This window comes from Methanohalophilus portucalensis (assembly GCF_002761295.1).
Classification (GTDB): Archaea; Halobacteriota; Methanosarcinia; order Methanosarcinales; family Methanosarcinaceae; genus Methanohalophilus; species Methanohalophilus portucalensis.
Genome location: NZ_CP017881.1, coordinates 1,952,296 through 1,969,100 on the forward strand (window position 1 = coordinate 1,952,296; position 16,805 = coordinate 1,969,100).

The 16,805-nt window shown below is 44.4% G+C and carries 16 protein-coding genes; 6 read left to right on the forward strand and 10 right to left on the reverse strand.

Annotated elements, in window-relative coordinates; translation table 11 throughout:
- The first annotated feature begins 30 nt into the window (after window positions 1-30).
- Window positions 31-1,497 carry a hybrid sensor histidine kinase/response regulator gene (locus tag BKM01_RS10060; protein ID WP_072361686.1) on the forward strand — a complete coding sequence of 489 codons (1,467 nt, stop codon included), beginning with the start codon at window positions 31-33 and terminating at the stop codon, window positions 1,495-1,497.
- Here the strand turns inward: BKM01_RS10060 and BKM01_RS10065 are convergent.
- Together BKM01_RS10065 and BKM01_RS10070 are read right to left on the reverse strand one after the other, a co-directional pair.
- Window positions 1,494-2,555, reverse strand: a complete 1,062-nt coding sequence (locus BKM01_RS10065; RefSeq protein WP_072361688.1) for a (Fe-S)-binding protein — start codon at window positions 2,553-2,555, stop codon at window positions 1,494-1,496. The genes BKM01_RS10060 and BKM01_RS10065 overlap by 4 nt on opposite strands.
- Entirely contained in the window at window positions 2,552-3,928 is a 1,377-nt protein-coding gene (locus BKM01_RS10070) for an FAD-binding oxidoreductase (protein ID WP_072361690.1), read from the reverse strand. The genes BKM01_RS10065 and BKM01_RS10070 overlap by 4 nt, the downstream gene beginning before the upstream one ends.
- Window positions 3,929-4,010: 82 nt before the next feature.
- Here BKM01_RS10070 and arcS point away from each other — a divergent pair, with 82 nt between their 5' ends.
- The gene (gene arcS, locus BKM01_RS10075) at window positions 4,011-5,843 is read left to right on the forward strand and encodes an archaeosine synthase subunit alpha (protein WP_072361693.1); all 1,833 of its coding nucleotides are present in this window, start codon (window positions 4,011-4,013) and stop codon (window positions 5,841-5,843) included.
- A gap of 20 nt (window positions 5,844-5,863) precedes the next feature.
- On the forward strand, window positions 5,864-6,349 hold the full coding sequence (gene rimI, locus BKM01_RS10080) for a ribosomal protein S18-alanine N-acetyltransferase (protein ID WP_072361696.1): 486 nt from the start codon (window positions 5,864-5,866) through the stop codon (window positions 6,347-6,349).
- Window positions 6,350-6,356: 7 nt separating this feature from the next.
- Here rimI and BKM01_RS10085 read toward each other — a convergent pair whose 3' ends face one another.
- Complete coding sequence (locus tag BKM01_RS10085; protein ID WP_072361699.1) at window positions 6,357-6,641, reverse strand: UPF0058 family protein; 285 nt, start codon at window positions 6,639-6,641, stop codon at window positions 6,357-6,359.
- Between the two features lie 218 nt (window positions 6,642-6,859).
- Entirely contained in the window at window positions 6,860-7,453 is a 594-nt protein-coding gene (locus BKM01_RS10090; protein ID WP_148039279.1) for a diacylglycerol/polyprenol kinase family protein, read from the reverse strand.
- A gap of 204 nt (window positions 7,454-7,657) precedes the next feature.
- On the opposite strand from BKM01_RS10090, the gene BKM01_RS10095 reads away from it, so the two are divergent.
- The 3 genes from BKM01_RS10095 (at window position 7,658) to tes (ending at window position 10,879) form a co-directional block, all read left to right on the forward strand.
- Window positions 7,658-8,140 carry a 3-isopropylmalate dehydratase small subunit gene (locus tag BKM01_RS10095; RefSeq protein ID WP_072361707.1) on the forward strand — a complete coding sequence of 161 codons (483 nt, stop codon included), beginning with the start codon at window positions 7,658-7,660 and terminating at the stop codon, window positions 8,138-8,140.
- 27 nt (window positions 8,141-8,167) lie between these two features.
- A complete protein-coding gene (locus BKM01_RS10100; RefSeq protein ID WP_072361710.1) occupies window positions 8,168-9,295 on the forward strand; it encodes an isocitrate/isopropylmalate dehydrogenase family protein in 1,128 nt (375 codons plus the stop codon).
- A gap of 105 nt (window positions 9,296-9,400) precedes the next feature.
- The gene (gene tes, locus BKM01_RS10105) at window positions 9,401-10,879 is read left to right on the forward strand and encodes a tetraether lipid synthase Tes (protein ID WP_072361713.1); all 1,479 of its coding nucleotides are present in this window, start codon (window positions 9,401-9,403) and stop codon (window positions 10,877-10,879) included.
- A 12-nt stretch (window positions 10,880-10,891) separates the two neighbouring features.
- Here the strand turns inward: tes and BKM01_RS10110 are convergent, their stop codons facing one another.
- The 6 genes from BKM01_RS10110 to BKM01_RS10135 form a co-directional block, all read right to left on the reverse strand.
- Window positions 10,892-11,857, reverse strand: coding sequence for a DUF128 domain-containing protein (locus BKM01_RS10110; protein ID WP_072361716.1), 966 nt, complete (start codon window positions 11,855-11,857; stop codon window positions 10,892-10,894).
- A gap of 61 nt (window positions 11,858-11,918) precedes the next feature.
- On the reverse strand, window positions 11,919-13,568 hold the full coding sequence (locus BKM01_RS10115) for an ABC1 kinase family protein (protein WP_236953530.1): 1,650 nt from the start codon (window positions 13,566-13,568) through the stop codon (window positions 11,919-11,921).
- Between the two features lie 64 nt (window positions 13,569-13,632).
- Window positions 13,633-14,001, reverse strand: a complete 369-nt coding sequence (locus BKM01_RS10120) for a phasin family protein (protein WP_072361722.1) — start codon at window positions 13,999-14,001, stop codon at window positions 13,633-13,635.
- A 115-nt stretch (window positions 14,002-14,116) separates the two neighbouring features.
- Complete coding sequence (locus BKM01_RS10125) at window positions 14,117-15,835, reverse strand: ABC transporter ATP-binding protein (RefSeq protein WP_072361727.1); 1,719 nt, start codon at window positions 15,833-15,835, stop codon at window positions 14,117-14,119.
- Window positions 15,836-15,863: 28 nt separating this feature from the next.
- The gene (locus BKM01_RS10130) at window positions 15,864-16,607 is read right to left on the reverse strand and encodes a geranylgeranylglyceryl/heptaprenylglyceryl phosphate synthase (RefSeq protein ID WP_072361730.1); all 744 of its coding nucleotides are present in this window, start codon (window positions 16,605-16,607) and stop codon (window positions 15,864-15,866) included.
- An 8-nt stretch (window positions 16,608-16,615) separates the two neighbouring features.
- Complete coding sequence (locus tag BKM01_RS10135) at window positions 16,616-16,765, reverse strand: 50S ribosomal protein L40e (protein WP_013038400.1); 150 nt, start codon at window positions 16,763-16,765, stop codon at window positions 16,616-16,618.
- Window positions 16,766-16,805 lie beyond the last annotated feature (40 nt).

Here is a 16,805-nt window from a genome sequence, read left to right on the forward strand (position 1 = left end):
CATATATATGTGGTCTGAGGGAGATAGTTCATGCTTCAAAAGAAGCAATTCGAAATACTGATGATAGATGACAAACCTGAAGACATAGATATTATCGAGAAGATGCTTCAGGCAGAGTATACCATAAAAAAGGCAAATTCAGGAATTGACAGTCTGGAGATAATGGAAAAAACAACTCCTGATGTGATATTGCTGGATATTAACCTGAATGATATCAGTGGCCATGAAATATGCAGAATCATTAAGCAACGCCAGGATACACGTGCCATCCCCCTGATCATCGTAACAGCCATTAACAATAGGGAAGAAAAAGTCAGGGCCTTCAATAATGGTGCGGATGATTTTGTCCTGAAACCGGTTGATGAGTTCATACTCAAGAGCCGTATTGAGACCCTGCTAAAAGTAAAAGGGTTGCAGCAGCAGATCCTTCAGGAAAGGGACCTGGCACTCAAGTATATAGACACGGCGGGTTCCATAATGATAATCCTGGACAGGCATATGAATATCAAGCTTGCAAACCAAAAAACTGCAAAGGTGCTGGGATATGAGACCTCCGTACTAAAGGAAAAAAACTGGATAGACAGTTTTGTTCCTGCAGAGGAAAAAATAAAGGTTAAGAAGCAATTCAAAAGACTACTCAATGAAGAAAGGGGCATACCCGAATACCTGGAAAATCATATTATAAACCGCAAAGGGGAAAAAAGATTAATTCGCTGGCGCCAGACTGTTTTGAGGGATAATTTGGGAGAAGTTGGAGAAATAGTAGTTGCCGGCGAAGATGTTACTGCCCAAAAAGAAACTGAAGAGCAACTCAAAAAGGCCCATGAAGAACTAAAAACTATTGATCAGGTCAAAAAAGAATTCATTGCCAATACCAGTCATGAACTTCGCACCCCCATGATATCCCTCAAAGGCTTCAGCGACCTGCTCAGCAAAGAAAGGCTTGGAGAACTTGGCCCTGAACAGAAAAAAGCCATGGAGTCCATCTCTCGCAATTCGATATTTCTACACAGACTCATTGAGTCATTATTTTATGCAGATGATACAGCCAGAGATAACATACGCTATTCCTTTAGCCCCCTGGATATAAACAAATTTTTAAAAGAAATACTACAGGATATTTCCATTCAAATCAGGGAAAAGGGAATTACTATAGATACCTGCTTTGATGACAGAGTTTGTGAAATTCCTGGCAGCTATAATTACCTCAGACGAGTATTCCTCCACCTGCTGGATAATGCCATCAGGTTTTGCCCGGCAGATTCCACGATATCCATCACAACCCTGAAAGGGGGCGAAAATATCGATATATATATAGAATATGTGCCTGAATTACCAGACAAAATCGAATACAATCGATCTACTCTTGAAGAGATGGACGATGCAGGGATACGTATTTGCAGGGAAATAATCGACACACACAAGGGGGAACTGAAAATAACAGAAAGCGAAAGTCTCACGCAAATTTTGGTGAAACTTCCGCCACAGCGAAATTAACACATTGCCTTTTCAAGCAGCTCAATAAGATCTATGAGCTCACAGTCTTCTGCAGCCATCTCAAGATTGGAGCGGCACAGGGGACAGGAAGTTACGAGTAATTCGGCCTTTTCTGGAATCTCATCCAGTCTTTTGGAGGCAAGGGAGCGGGAAAGATCTGAGAAACTTCTCCTCACACCACCTCCGCCACCACAGCAACGTGCATTTTCATGGTGGGTGTCCATCTCCTCAAGATTGCATATACGCCTGATAACATTGCGAGGTGCCTCGTATATACCATGTGCCCTGCCTATATGACAGGGGTCGTGATAGGACACGGAAATATCAAGTTTGCGGATATCAAGTTCATCGAGTTTTTGTTCTAAAAACTCGGATAAATGAAGTACCTCAAACTCATCGGGATAATCCTTTTTCAGGGTAGTGTAGCAACCAGCACATCCTGTGATTATGGTTTTTGCCCCGCTCTTTTTAATCTGCTCCATGTTGTGCTCGATCAATTCGGAGGCATCAGAGCCTGTGCGAAGCAGAGGGGAACCACAGCATACCTCGTCCTGCAAAACACCCACCCCGAACTTCCTGAGGATGTCAAAGGTCTTGCGTGCAACTTCCGGATACCTGTATGCAGTCATACAGCCTGCAAAATAAACATATTCACATTTATCAGGCAGTTCTTCCCTCACCGTTGGTTCTAGCCAGTGCAGGCGTTGCCGGGATTCGCGCAGGGGATTGCCCCATTCAACAGTGTCCTTTTTGAGTTTTTCCTGAGCCTTGCTGGCTCCGGCTTTGCGCACAACAGCTGCACGTGCATTTTCAACTATATCCGGAGGTGTTGCCCCTGAAGGGCACATTTGCTCACATATCCCGCAGGTTGTACAGGTATCCAGGGAAAAACGGAAACTGTCATCAATATCCGAATCATCATCGATTTGCTGGGCGATGAGCATCCGGCCCCGTGCATTGGTGGATTCCCAGCCATATTCATTAAATACGGGACAATAAGCCCTGCAGGTTCCACAGTGCACACATTTCAGGATTGACCTGCGATCTTCATCATTCATTTATCCACCCCCAACTTGCCGGGATTGAGGATTCCTTTGGGATCAAGGGCTTTCTTGATAAGGGACATTACCGGGAGGGATGTAGGATGCTCAAGTTCCATATAGTTCGAGCGTGCACCCCCAATGCCGTGTTCTGCGGAGACCGTACCCCCCAGTTCTATTGCCTGTCGGTAAATAAGGTCAGCAGCCCTGTGGAGCTTGTCCCATTCTTCCTCACTGAGCATATCTATACTCATACCGGTATGCAGATTGCCATCCCCTATATGACCATATATCATGATCGGAATTCCTACTTCATCGGATATCCTGTGTACATTCTCGATCATATCAGGTATCTTTTTTATTGGCACACCGACATCCTCTCCTACATAAACCCGATTGCGCAGGGGATCCAGGCGACTTATTGCCGCCCCCACAATACGCCGGGCAGCCCAGATGCGATCACTTTCCTGTTCATCCCTTGCCGCACGTATGTCATCTGCAATCCCTTCACATACCTTTTTCACCATTTCTGAAGCCTCGGAGACCGCACCTTCTGAACCATCCACCTCAACCATGAGAATAGCACCTGCATCAGGGATATCAAGAGTCGGGTCATAGGATTTCAGGGCACGAATTGTGGTACTATCCAGTATTTCACAGGCTGATGGAATTGTTCCCGAGGAAAGGATACGCACAACCGCGCCTCCGGCTTTTTCCGCACTATCAAAGGAGAGGAGAATTACCAGCCTGGCGCGGGGCAGGGGATGAATCTTCAAAACTGCCTCAGTAATTATGCCCAGAGTTCCTTCAGAACCTACCATCAGGGATGTCAGATCATAACCTGAAGCCATTTTTAGTGTTTTTGAACCGGTCCTGATGATGCTGCCGTCAGCAAGGACTACTTCAAGGTCCAGCACATAACGTTTCGTAGTACCATATTTTACGGAACGCATTCCACTGCCATTGTTCGCTATAAGTCCAGCCAGGGTACACATAGCAGTACTGCCCGGGTCGGGAGGGAAGAAAAAACCATATGGTTTCAGGGTTTCGTTTAGCCTGGAATGCACAACCCCGGGTCCGATGGTTACCTGCAGATTATCAATGTCTATATCGATAATCTCATCCATTCCGCTCATATCCAGCACAATTCCGCCACGGACCGGTACTGCGCCACCTGCAAGACCACTGGCAGCACCCCGGGCCACCACAGGCATTTCATTTTCAGAAGCAAGTTTTACTATCTTGCTTACCTGTTCTGAATTATGCGGGCGTACAACATATTCAGGACGACCCTTTACCTGGGATGCATCCGAAGAATAGCAACAAATGTCCGAGGCCGAATTACTTACGTTTTTATCGCCAACTATCTCCTTCAGCCTGTTGAGAAGCATATACGTTCAACCTGTGATGTATTGATCAATATTATGTGATTGAGTAGAAAACGTTTACATCTATATAGTTCTATTCTATGCCATGACCAGATACTTTGAAGTCCACCAGCGAGATGGGGCTGCAAGAACGGGAAGCCTCTATCTTAACAACACAATCCCTACACCAACGGTAATTGACACTTCTTCCCTCAAACCAGAAGGAGAGGGAGATATAATATACCCGGGCAACCAATGGCATTTCGGTAGTGGAAAAGCAGCAACACAAGCCACCCTGAATTTAAGGGAAAATGTGGAGAAAGATAAACTCATAATCATGCCTTCCTGCACATATTCGCCCATGGTGGCAGGAGATGTTACCTGTGAAAAGATTGATGTGCCAGCTGATGAGGGACCCACGGGTATAGCCTATTCAGAAAGAGACCCGGAAAATACCCGGGACCTCTATGTGGCAGACGGCATCGGCTGCCATGAAGGCAATCCTCGCAGGCTACTGGCCGAGTTAATGCAGATCAGGAAGAACATTGCACCGGATTCAGCCCTTTATGCACCGAATACCGCCCTGCCGGAAAATGTTGCCATGCTGATTTACCTGGGAGTGGATATCCTGGATACGACAAGGGCAACTATCGCGGCCTTTGAAGATAAATACATGACACCAGCCGGTTTTATCCACCTGGACAGACTTGCAGAATTGCCCTGCTGCTGTTCCCATTGCAGTGGCATGAGTGCAAAAGAAGTAAAGGATATGGATAAAAAGCAACGCGCCCGCCTACTTGAAAAACATAATATCGCTACTCTTGAAGCAGAGGTAGCCCTTGTCAGACAACGGATACGCAGTGCCTCTCTCAGGGAATATGTGGAAGGAAGATGCCGTCATGACCCCGCCCTTGTGGCAATGCTGCGTTTGAGTGATGTAGAATACGATTTCCTCGAAGAGAGAACAGCCCTTTTCAAACCCGCACCCCTGCTTGCAACAACCTCTGAATCCCTGACAAGGCCTGAAGTTGTACGCTTTGCCCGACGAGTACAGCAGCGATACACACCACCAGAAAAAGATATCCTGCTACTTTTACCCTGTTCGGCCCGCAAACCTTACTCTATTTCTATGACCCATTCCAGATTCCGCAAGGCACTTGGTAAGAATCTTAAACTTGTGCAGGAAGTCATAATTACCTCACCCCTGGGAATAGTACCCCGGGAACTGGAAGTCACATATCCTGCAGCACATTATGACACCACAGTAACGGGCTACTGGGATGCAGAGGAACACAGATGGGTAGAGGAATGTCTGGAGGACTTCCTGCTAAAACATCCTTACAAACATATTGTAGCGCATGTGGAAGATGAATATCGCAGTATATGTGAGAACGTGTCCAAAAAACTCGGATTGGAAATAACTTACACCTCCGACGGAAATGTGACGTCTCCAACCTCCCTGCACAAACTTGAAGATACAATGAAAGAATTATGTAGCGGGCTCAGCTACAGAGGAGATTACAGACGGGACATGCTAAAAGCCATTGCAGATTACCAGTTTGGTGCAGGTTCAGGTGAAAAACTATTACCCCCTGATTCAAAAATAAAAGCCCCTTTCCCCCGCTACCAGGCATTCCTGGATAAGGAACAACTCATAACCCTGATACCCGAAAATGGTACGATAGCCCTGACCATCGAAGGAGCTAAGAGGATTATTGAAACAGGAGATTATGTTGTAAATATCGATGATTTCGTGCCACGCGGTTCAATACTGGCACCTGGAGTCATCAATGCCGATGAGCGGATTCGCCCCAATGATGAAGTATTCATATGCGGAGATAAAGCATTCTGTGTTGGACGTGCTGCTATGAGCGGCCCCGAGATGATACACTCCAGCCGGGGAATTGCTGTGGATGTAAGGCACGTCAAAAAATTGTAAAATGCCCGGGAGGGGCAACATTGCTGTTTAGAAGATTCGAAGGAAGGGATTTTGCCGAAGTGCTTCAGATTGAAATGGAGGCATTCGAAGACCATGACCCCTACACCTACATGAATTTTTATGAAATGAACCCAAAAGGTTTTCTTGTTGCTGAAAGCGGGAAAAACATTACTGGTTTTGTAATGGGATATCGCAGTAGTGAACAGGAAGGGAGGATATTTTCCCTTGCCGTTAAAAAAGAATTTCAGAAAAGGGGAATTGGTCAGGCATTATTGCAGGTAATACAGAGACATTTCCGCAACCGTAATGTAAGATATGTGCGCCTGGAAGTTCGTGCCAGCAATAAAAAAGCCAGGAGTCTTTATAGTCGCATGGGGTTTATCGACTGCTGGTATGAACCGGGTTATTACATCGATGGGGAGTGCGGAATAATTATGAAGAAATATCTATGTCCCGCAGGTTTGCATGAAGATTTATTGACAGACAATTGGCCTGTCATATCTTAAGTTCCTTTCAATTACTATGTGAAACCCCATGTCCCGATCTCTCGGCAAATTCCTGCATCCTGATAGAGGTCCTGCTCACACTGGATATCTCATCTTCTGATATGATGGATGCCAGATGATTACCGAGGATAAAGATTGCATGCTTGTGTTCTGCTTTGCTTCGATGGATGTGAACAGGACTTATGGAGAGGGAGTTATAATCCTCAAAATCATGCTCTACACCCTGATCTTCCAGATACCTTTTGATTTGGGCCATCAAAGTATGCAACTGGATCAGTTCATCTTTGTGCATTGTAACAACCTGTATTATATCAATTTAAAGCAGCATAGACTCAGAAATAGAATCTAAATGAGTTAGATAAAACCATTCCCTACGGAAAGAAGTTGCTTTGTTGTACTATATACTATTTTCTATTTAATTACAACTAATAATGATTAACAACGCCTGTATCTAAAGATATAGGATCCAGCTTTGTTAAAAAATAATCTAAAAATAATTCCTAATTGGTCTTAAAAAAGTGTATTTCCTAAAAGCATTGCCACAAGTGCAGCAAATGGTATAAAAAGGTTGTCATGGCGGGAAATAGAACATTCCGTGACCATACCGGCCACACTACCAATAACAGCCAGCGCTCCAACAAAATAAAATCCTACTATAGAAGACAGGATTATTCCTCCGATGGTACCCTCCACTGTCTTAAATGAGCCGGGCAGCCGCAACCTTCCCAGACGACCAATCAGCGGTGCTACTCCATCACCCAGAGCCAGGACCACCATGGAAGCATAACATATACCTGCATCTACAAAATAACTCAGACCAATAAGGACAAAGAAAGACAGAATGTAAAAAAGGGGGTCCAGTGCGAACACTTCCTTTTCCCTGCTCCTCCATAAAAGACCATATACATACCTTATCTTTTCAGCCGGTTTGATAGCTTCCATTATGAGAAAAATAATTGTTGCACCCGCAAGTGCCAGTGCGGCATATTCCCTGCCATAAATATCCGCGATAAAGGGAACCGCCACTCCCGACATATGCACTATTTTGCGTAAAGGAAGGGGTTTTTTGCCACATAAGGGATTATTATTATAAGCTGCCATCATCTGGAATCTGGCAGGTAAGCGGATATAGTTTGCTATTGGAAACCCGATATAATCATACATGATGTTACAAATTGCTATTTCAGATGAAATGTGGGAAAATATACCATCCGAGGATGAGATTATTATATGATTATTTTGTATTATTAGCACAATTCTGGATACAAGATGCCATCTCATCCAGTGATTTGATTTGCCGGTGATAGAATGGAAGGAAAAGTTTGGAAATTCGGAGATGACGTGGATACTGACGCGGTTATCCCGGGAAGATTTCTGGTCCTAAACACCCCTGAAGAACTTGCAGCGCATGCGTTCGAAGGAGTGAGATCAGATTTTGCAGAAAATGTAAAGGAAAATGACATAATCGTTGCTGGAAGCAATTTTGGCTGCGGATCATCCAGAGAACATGCACCCCTGGCATTAAAAGGGACAAAGGTTGGATGCGTTATTGCAAAATCCTTTGCAAGGATCTTTTTCAGAAACGCAATCAACATCGGTGTACCATTACTGGAATGTGCTGATACAGACAATATAGATGAGAATGATAAACTTAAAGTGGATATTTCCACCGGTGTAATCGAAAACCTGTCCAAAGGAGAAAAGTACCAGGCAACTCCTCTCCCTGATTTTGTAAGAGAGATTGTAAATGCTGGTGGACTAATAGAGTACACACGAAAGATAATTGATTAATCTTAATAATAACGGAGATAATTAACAATGACCCAATATAAAGTGCCTGTAATTCCCGGAGATGGCATCGGCCCGGAAATTGTAGCAGAAGGAATGAAAGTTATAGATGCCGCAGGAGAAAAATTCGGATTCGATGTGGACTGGATAAATTATCCGCAAGGTGCTGACCATTACCTTGAAACCGGGGAACTTATGAGCGAGGACACGCTCAAGGAACTGTCCGACTATTCCGCCATATACCTGGGTTCGATAGGAGACCCTAGGATTGCTCCGGGTGTGCTCGAGAAAGGTATCCTGCTTGCTGCACGTTTTTATTTTGACCAGTATATTAATCTACGTCCAATAAAACTTCTCGAGGGAGTATGGACTCCTATAAAGGATAAAACTCCTAAAGATATTGACTTTACAGTGGTAAGGGAAAACACTGAAGATTTCTATATCGGAATCGGTGGAAGGTCCAAGAAGGGGACCAGCAAGGAAATGCTTGAGGTCTCACGTTCCCTGTACTCCGCGAAATTTGACCTTGACATAGAAACCGACAGCGAGGAAATTGCCTATCAGATAGGAATGATCTCCAAAGAGGGTACCAGAAGGGTTATCGAGTATGCCTTTGACCTTGCAGAAAAGCGTGACAAACATGTAGCTTCAGTGGATAAGGCAAATGTGCTCTCCGATATCTATGGATTCTGGAGAGAAGAATTTGAAGATGTAGCTGCCACACACCCCGATGTTGAAACAGATTTCAACTATGTTGATGCTATTACCATGTGGTTTGTCAAAAATCCCGACTGGTTTGATGTAGTTGTGACCCCAAACATGTTCGGGGATATAATCACCGATTTGGGCGCAATGATACAGGGAGGACTGGGACTTGCACCCGGTGGAAACATCAATCCCGAAGGAACCAGCATGTTCGAACCAATCCACGGTTCTGCACCCAAGTACAAGGGACAGAACAAGGTCAACCCTATCGCCACAATATGGGCCGGTTCCATGCTGATAGACCAACTCGGAGAAACCGAAGCTGGTGCAAGTATTGTTTCTGCAATTGAACAGAATATAATAGAAAACAATGTCAAAACCTATGATATGGGAGGCAACTCTAAAACCTCCGATGTGGGAGATGACATAGCAAGAATAATACTTGAAGAATAAGTGAATTTTCAGGGAGGTTTGCTGATGGGGTAATGCATACCTCCCTTTTCAGGCACCTGATAAACAGGTGCAGAACGTAAGTTCACAGGTGGGAAGGGTACGCATATGCATAGCACTGAATCAGTTTGTCCGGAATGTAAGAAAATCATAGAAGCCAGTATATTTGAAAATAATGGCAGAGTATTGATGGAAAAAGAATGTCCGGAGCATGGCAAGTTCGAAGAAGTCTACTGGTCGGATACCAGCCTGTACCGAAAATTCCAGAAATATCGCCATGAAGGAAATGGAGTTTCAAACCCGCTGACTTCAGATGATGAGGGTTGTCCCTTGAATTGCGGACTTTGCCCGTCCCATAAAACAACAACCCTTCTTGGAAACATCGATGTTACAAACCGTTGTAACCTCAATTGTCCAATCTGTTTTGCCAATGCAAAAACCCGTGGCTTCATTTATGAACCTAGTTTCCAGCAGATAGAAGAGATGCTAAAAACCCTGAGGGAAGAAAAACCAACTCCATGCCCGGCAATACAATTCTCAGGCGGAGAACCAACTGTCAGGGATGATCTGCCCGCCATGATCCAGAAGGCAAAAGAACTGGGATTTGTCCAGATTCAGATTGCTACAAACGGCGTCAGAATAGCAAAAGATATTGAATTTGTCCGAAAACTGAAAAATGCGGGATTGCATACAATATATCTCTCCTTTGATGGGGTCAAAGAAGAAACTTACCAAAAGATACGTAATTTCAATGCCCTTCCTGTAAAAGAAAAAGCAATAGATAATTGCCGTGAAGCAGGCATCCAAAGTATTGTTCTCGTACCCACTCTGGTTAAAGGGGAAAATGATGATCAACTTGCTGAAATCATTCGGTTTGCCGCCGATAAGCTGGATGTGGTGAAAGGAATCAACTTTCAGCCTGTGGCATTCACCGGTAGAATCGACAGGCAAAGCAGGGAAAAGCAAAGATTTACCATTCCTGACCTGATAAAGGGACTTGCAGATCAGACCTCAGGGGAGGTGCCCGAAACAGCCTGGTACCCAATACCCTTTGTTGTACCTATCTCGCGTTTTATAGAAGGAATACAGGGGAAACACCTTCCCGAATTCACAGTCCATCAGCACTGTGGGGCCGCAACATACCTTTTTGTAGAGGAAGGTAGGATTATACCGATTACAGATTTCCTTGATGTTGAGGGATTCGTCGAATTGCTTGATGATGCCACACAGGATCTCAACGGTACAAAAGCCAGGAATCTTATCAACCTTGCCAGGGTAGTCCGGGAAATCCCAAAACTGGTCGATCAGGAAAGGGCTCCCAAATCAATCAATGTTACAAAAATGCTGATTAACATAATAAAGGAAGGGGGACGGGAAGTAACCAGTCAATTCCACCGAAAAACTCTTTTTGTTGGAGCAATGCATTTCCAGGACCTCTATAATTTTGACCTGGAAAGAGTTTGCCGCTGTGGCATCCATTATGCCACACCGGACGGAAGGATAATACCTTTCTGTAGTTACAATACATTCCATCGGGATAAGGTAGAAGGACAATTCCTGAAACCCTATGATATAAGTACAAAATGAAAACCTATGATCTCACAGGGTTTTCATTGTTCCATAATCCATAATCGTTGAAACCGGCCGGGTAGTTACATCAATACCGTATTCTTCAACAACCGCCAGGGCGTTTACGCCTACAGAAACAACAATCCCCGACATGCCAATATCTACAGGTGCTCCCAGAACATTACCCGATTCGTTATCTATAGCAAGCAACCCGCCTATATCAGATTCATGCAATTGCTGGAAAAGAAGACGGGCATCTCCAGCAGCAGATTGTGGAATACTACGCATATTAGCCAGTATGGTACCAGAACCCGACTGAAGCAATCCTGTTACTGATGTGGATTGGCGCATCAAAAAAATCTTAATCGGATCTATAGATGTCCCCCTGTACGAAATAAGGTCTTTGAAAACCACTGGTTCATTGTTTTCCACGGAAAGAATCCCTCCAAAATTAGGCTTGACCGGAATGCCATGGCGCAGGAGGATTCCATCAAAAGTAATACTGCAGACTGTAGCAATCCCCACTTTCCCCGGTGGAACAAATATATCCTCCGAATCTTCTTCAAATATTCCCACCCTGGGACTTATTGAGTAATTAACAGCACTTCTCATCAAGTCAGCAGTTTTTTCAAAATCATCCTTGTCCACATAGGATACGTTTACTATCACATTCCCTTGCTTTGTTACGGGATCATAATCTGTGCGATAGATCAGGTCCTCAATCCTTGTGATTACAAAATCAAGCCTGTCACCAATAAGGGCCTCTTCCAGTTCTTCCTTGCCTTTTAGTGTTATGGAGCGACCTGTATAGCCGTGTTTTTCGGTAAAGCCACGCTCGTCCAGTATTCTGAGGTGATAGCGTACAGCCCTTTCACCAAGATTGTAACCCCTGTTGCGTAATTCGTCGGCAATGATACGGGCACCTACAGGCCTGTCACTTTCATTGATAATACGCATGATTTCGATAAGTTTTCTTTCGATCTGGGGGTCAGTCATAGGATTCCTCCGTTTTTATGGACATTATATTTAGCATATTTGCAATATGTAAATTGTGATATTATAGACTTCCAGTCCTAATAATATATATAATCAGACCCATACCGAAAATCCCGGCAGCAAGGAAACCAAGCAGACCAAATAACGGAACACCCCATACCTGGGGCTCCATACCGGTTTGTATAACCAGGGAAGAACCAACTATAATAGCAGAAATAATAAGACTGAAAGCAAGCCGGTTGGAGGCAACGCTTATTTCCGAAAGGAGACGGTCGGTTCCTTCATGTTCAAATTTAAGATTCAGGTAGCCTTTTTCAGCAACCTCGAGAATGTGTGAAAGCTGCAACGGGGCACGACTGAGAAGCCTGCTTACATACCAGAGATTTTTGGAACTATTTTTGGCAATATTACGCGGAGAAAAGCGTTTTTTCATGAATTTACGTGCATAGGGCTCGGCGATCTCAGTTACATTGAAATCCGGGACCATTTGCATAGCAAACCCACTTACAGTCATTACTCCTTTAAAAAGCAGGGCAACATTTGGAGGTACCTGTATCTGATGTTTACGCAAAAGAGACAGCATTTCAGAGGAAACCTCTGTGGCGTCCACCTGATCCAGCGTGCGTCCATAATACTTGAAAAGAAAATGATCATAATCCGCTTTAAAGGAACGCACATCCAGTTTTTCATCAGCTACTCCCAGATCACGCATAACCTCTATGTATTGGGTACTGTCCCCATTTGTTATGGCTATGAGGGCATCTATCAAAAGTCCACGCATATCTTCGGACAGATGGCCCGCCATCCCGAAATCCAGCAGGGCAATTCTTCCGTCTTCCAGGGCAAATATGTTGCCCGAATGGAGATCGGCATGGAAAAAACCATGTTCAAAAACCTGTTTCATAAAAGCTTCAGAAACATCTGTGGCAATTTTTTCCCGGTCCAGCTTCTCATTTGCCAGCTTTTCAAATTTGTTACATTTTATCCCTTCAATATATTCGAGGGTCAGGATGCGATCACTGCTGTAATCATTGTATACACGGGGAATTACAATAACAGGATCGTTTTCAAAGTTGGACAGGAAGTGTTCGATATTCCTTGCTTCCTGAGTATAATCCATTTCCGAGTGAATGGACCTTGACAGTTCGTCTACAACTGCTACCGGATTATAGAGTTTTATTTCCTCAATATGCTGCTGGGCAAATCCGGCAAGACTGTACATGATATCCAGGTCAGCCTCAATAATGCGGCGAATACCGGGTCTCTGTATCTTTACAACCACCTCTTCCCCACTATGGAGGCGTGCTTTATGGACCTGACCTATGGATGCAGCTGCGACCGGCTTTTCATCAAAATCAGAAAAGAGTTCAGGTATATCCCTGCCAAGTTCAGTTTTGAGTACTGCTTTTACATCTTCCAGGGGAAAAGGAGGGACATCGTTCTGAAGCTTTGTAAATTCCTGTGCGTATTTCAGGGGAATCAGATCTTCCCGCATACTGAGTAACTGTCCGAATTTGACATAGGTGGGGCCCAGTTCTTCAAGTACCTTACGTGCCCTTTCCGGCCGGGTATCAGTTTCCTTCTCCTTTCCAAACCGACCCTTCACACGGCTGCGAACAGACCCCATTGACCAGAGGCCCATTTTATCCACAAAGTAACCAAATCCGTTAGATACGAGTACATCTATAATACGCCCGTATCGCTTGACCATTGAATATCTGTGAGAAATACCCGGTACCATGGTATCAAAAAAGAGATATTAGGGATGAATGGTATCAGGACCACTCATCATCTTTTTCATGCTTGCCTTTTTCTTCAGAGGATGTATCCTCACCCATAGATTTTGCAAGCATCTTTTCAAGACGGTCGATTTTTTCTTCCAGGTTCTTTACATGTTCCTGGGTTGCAACATCAGATTTATTGACAGCTTCCTTGACCCGGGAGGACATCTTTTCCTCCATCTCTTCCTGCTGCTTTCTCTTGGATTCAATCAAGTCTGTCACGAACTTTTTACCTTCTTCCCTGTTAATTTCCCCACTCTCGACGAGGTCCTTAACATATTCATTAATCTTCTCTTCGGTCAGGGCATACAAACCCACGGTAAAAAGCCCAAATTTTTTCATATAATATACAGGATCGTACATTTTATTAAACCTCCAAGAGTATATTGTTTTTCAACGTATATAAAGAAAATGAAAATAAGCAGGAAAATGAATTACCACACAGCCTGAAAACTGTATCCGCATATAAATATCAGAATCACTTTGAAAGCAGCCCTTCAATTCCCTTTCCAATGTAGGTGACACCGGTTGATTCTATGAATTTGTCACATACTTGGCGGGCATCCCCTTCTTCAACCAATGAACCTCCAGATAACAAAACTGCCCTGTGAGCAACTTCTTTCACAAAATCCATGTGATGGCTGACAAAAACTATTGTCGTGCCAAACCTGCGATTTATTTCCTTGAGAGAATTGGTAACATCTCTAAGAGTAATCGGGTCAAGATCTCCAAAAGGTTCATCCAGCATGAGTATATCCGGAGATGTGGCAAGAGATACTGCAATATAGGACCTCACATGTTCCCCACCACTTATCTGTGCAGGTTTCTTTTGAAGTATGTCAGGAGAAAGATCCAGAGCATCAAATACAGGTTCTGCATATTTGGCCACATCGAGTTCCGGCCAGGCGGGGAATAATTCAAGGTAGACCTGTGGCGTCAGTCCCATTTTTGAAAGGGATTGTTCTTTTTCTGCCTCTGCCATATCTGGCAACTGATAAATCGTATCCAACATCTTTTCAGAAATACCCAGCTTCTCTGCTTTTTGGCGGGCGTGTTCTATCGCACCCTGTCTTTTGAGCCTGAGTTTAAAGGCAATATGCTGTCCTATTGTGGAATGGGGGGACAGCGTAAATTCCTGATGCATGATACTCATTCTGCGACGCATTTCCATTCTTTGCGGGCTGAAACGGGAAATATCAATCCAGTTATCCTCAAGAGAATAAAGGACCCTTCCGCTTTGAGGTTCGAGAAGGCCGGCAAGCATCCTTAGCAGGGTTGTTTTCCCACCTCCGGAAGGGCCTATCAAACCCAGTATCTCCCCCCTGTTAACAGAAAGAGAGATATTCTTCAGGTCCAAAACTTCCCCAACTCTCCAGAGAGAATAACGCTTGGCAAGATTTTCTGCCCTGACACAAACCTCTTCTGAAAAAGTACCCAGAGGCTTTTTATCAGCAATTCCATGAAGGAACTTATCCAGAACTTCACCAGAGTCACCTGATGCCACAATTTTTCCTTCATCAATGCAGAGCATATCATCGGCAAGGTAACTCAAAATTTCAGGAAGATGGGATACTACCAGAATAGGAATGTTGAGTTTTTCTTTCAGAAGAAGAATTATGTCCAGTATTTGCTGTTTGGAATCCGGACCAGCCATTGTGACAGGCTCATCAAGAAGCAGCACGGATGGCCGGGATGCAAGCTGGCGGGCAAGAATCAGACGTTGTTTTTCTCCTCCACTCAATGCTCCGGAAAAATGCAGGGCCTTTTCCTTCAAACCCACAATACCCAGATAGGCCATTGCCTCTTCATACATTTCATCATAAAGGGGGTGATCGTTATCCGGAAGGGCTTCGTAACCTTCCCTTGCATAATAAAGCCTGCGGATTATATTTTCAACTGCTTTACCGGACCATAGGCTGAAGTTGCGCTGAAGATGAAGGGCACTATTGCTCATCAAAAAACGTTGACCGGTTTGCCCCATATCAGGATTTATAACCTTTCCGTCGATCTCAATCGTTCCACTGTCAAAGGTTTCAATTCCACGCAGAATTTCCAGTAGCGTAGATTTGCCACTACCACTTTTACCTGTAATGCCAAGTATTTCGCCATTCTGTACGGTAAAACTGATGTCCTCGAGTACCTGTTTTTTCCCGCAGGGAGAATCGTAAATTTTTGAAATACCTTTTACTTTAAGCATTTCCCCACCTCATTAAGGAAATCCATTTTTAACTTTTGATCGCAGAAACGAATTCAGCAATCTTTGCGCGGACATCGCCAGCATCTTCCACGGCAGTACCTGTCACGATCATATCCGCCCCTGCCTTTGCACAGGCAGCTGCAGCATTACGGTCACGGATACCTCCACCTACTATCAAATGTCCTTTATCGATGGCATGTTTCACAGCACCCACCATTTCAACTGGAACCGGTTCATCTGCACCCGAACCTGCCTCGAGATAAACATAGCGCATTCCAAAATAGGATCCTGCAAGAGCATAGGCTGCAGCAAGCTCCGGTTTTGTACGGGGGAGCAAACGTGCATCCCCTACCCACCCAACCGTGCCTCCTGGTTCCACTATCAGGTAGGCCATTGGAATGGGTTCAATGCCGAATTTGCGTACAAGAGGTGCACCCATCGCCTGGTTGGTAACAATATAGTTGATATCCCTGGAATTCAGCAGGCTCATGAAAAAAATAGCATCGGCATATGCGCTCACACCTGCGGAATCGCCGGGGAAAAGAATAGTCGGCACATCAATTTGTTCTTTCATCAGCTGAAGGGTCTGGTCAAGAACCTGACCCATCGCTCCGGTGGAACCCCCAATCATTATAGCATCGGTGCCTCCCTCAACGGCAGCTTTTGCAATCTCTGCCGCTCTTTCGGGTTTTTGGGAGGCGGGGTCTATAAGTGTCAGATGGACACAACCGTCCCTCTTCACGATGTCATTGAGGTACTCTTCCACCTGCATCAGACAGATCAGCCTCTCTTTACTTCCTTGGATTTTACACGGAGATTTTTGTAACCACACTTTCTGCATTTAACAGCCCTTACAGCGTTACGGGCATTGCAATTCATGCAGATCTTCTTATTAAGTATACGTTCCTCAGCTTCGGGGAATCTTGCCATATTCTCACCTTTGTAATGATTGTAATTAAATTAATAGTAT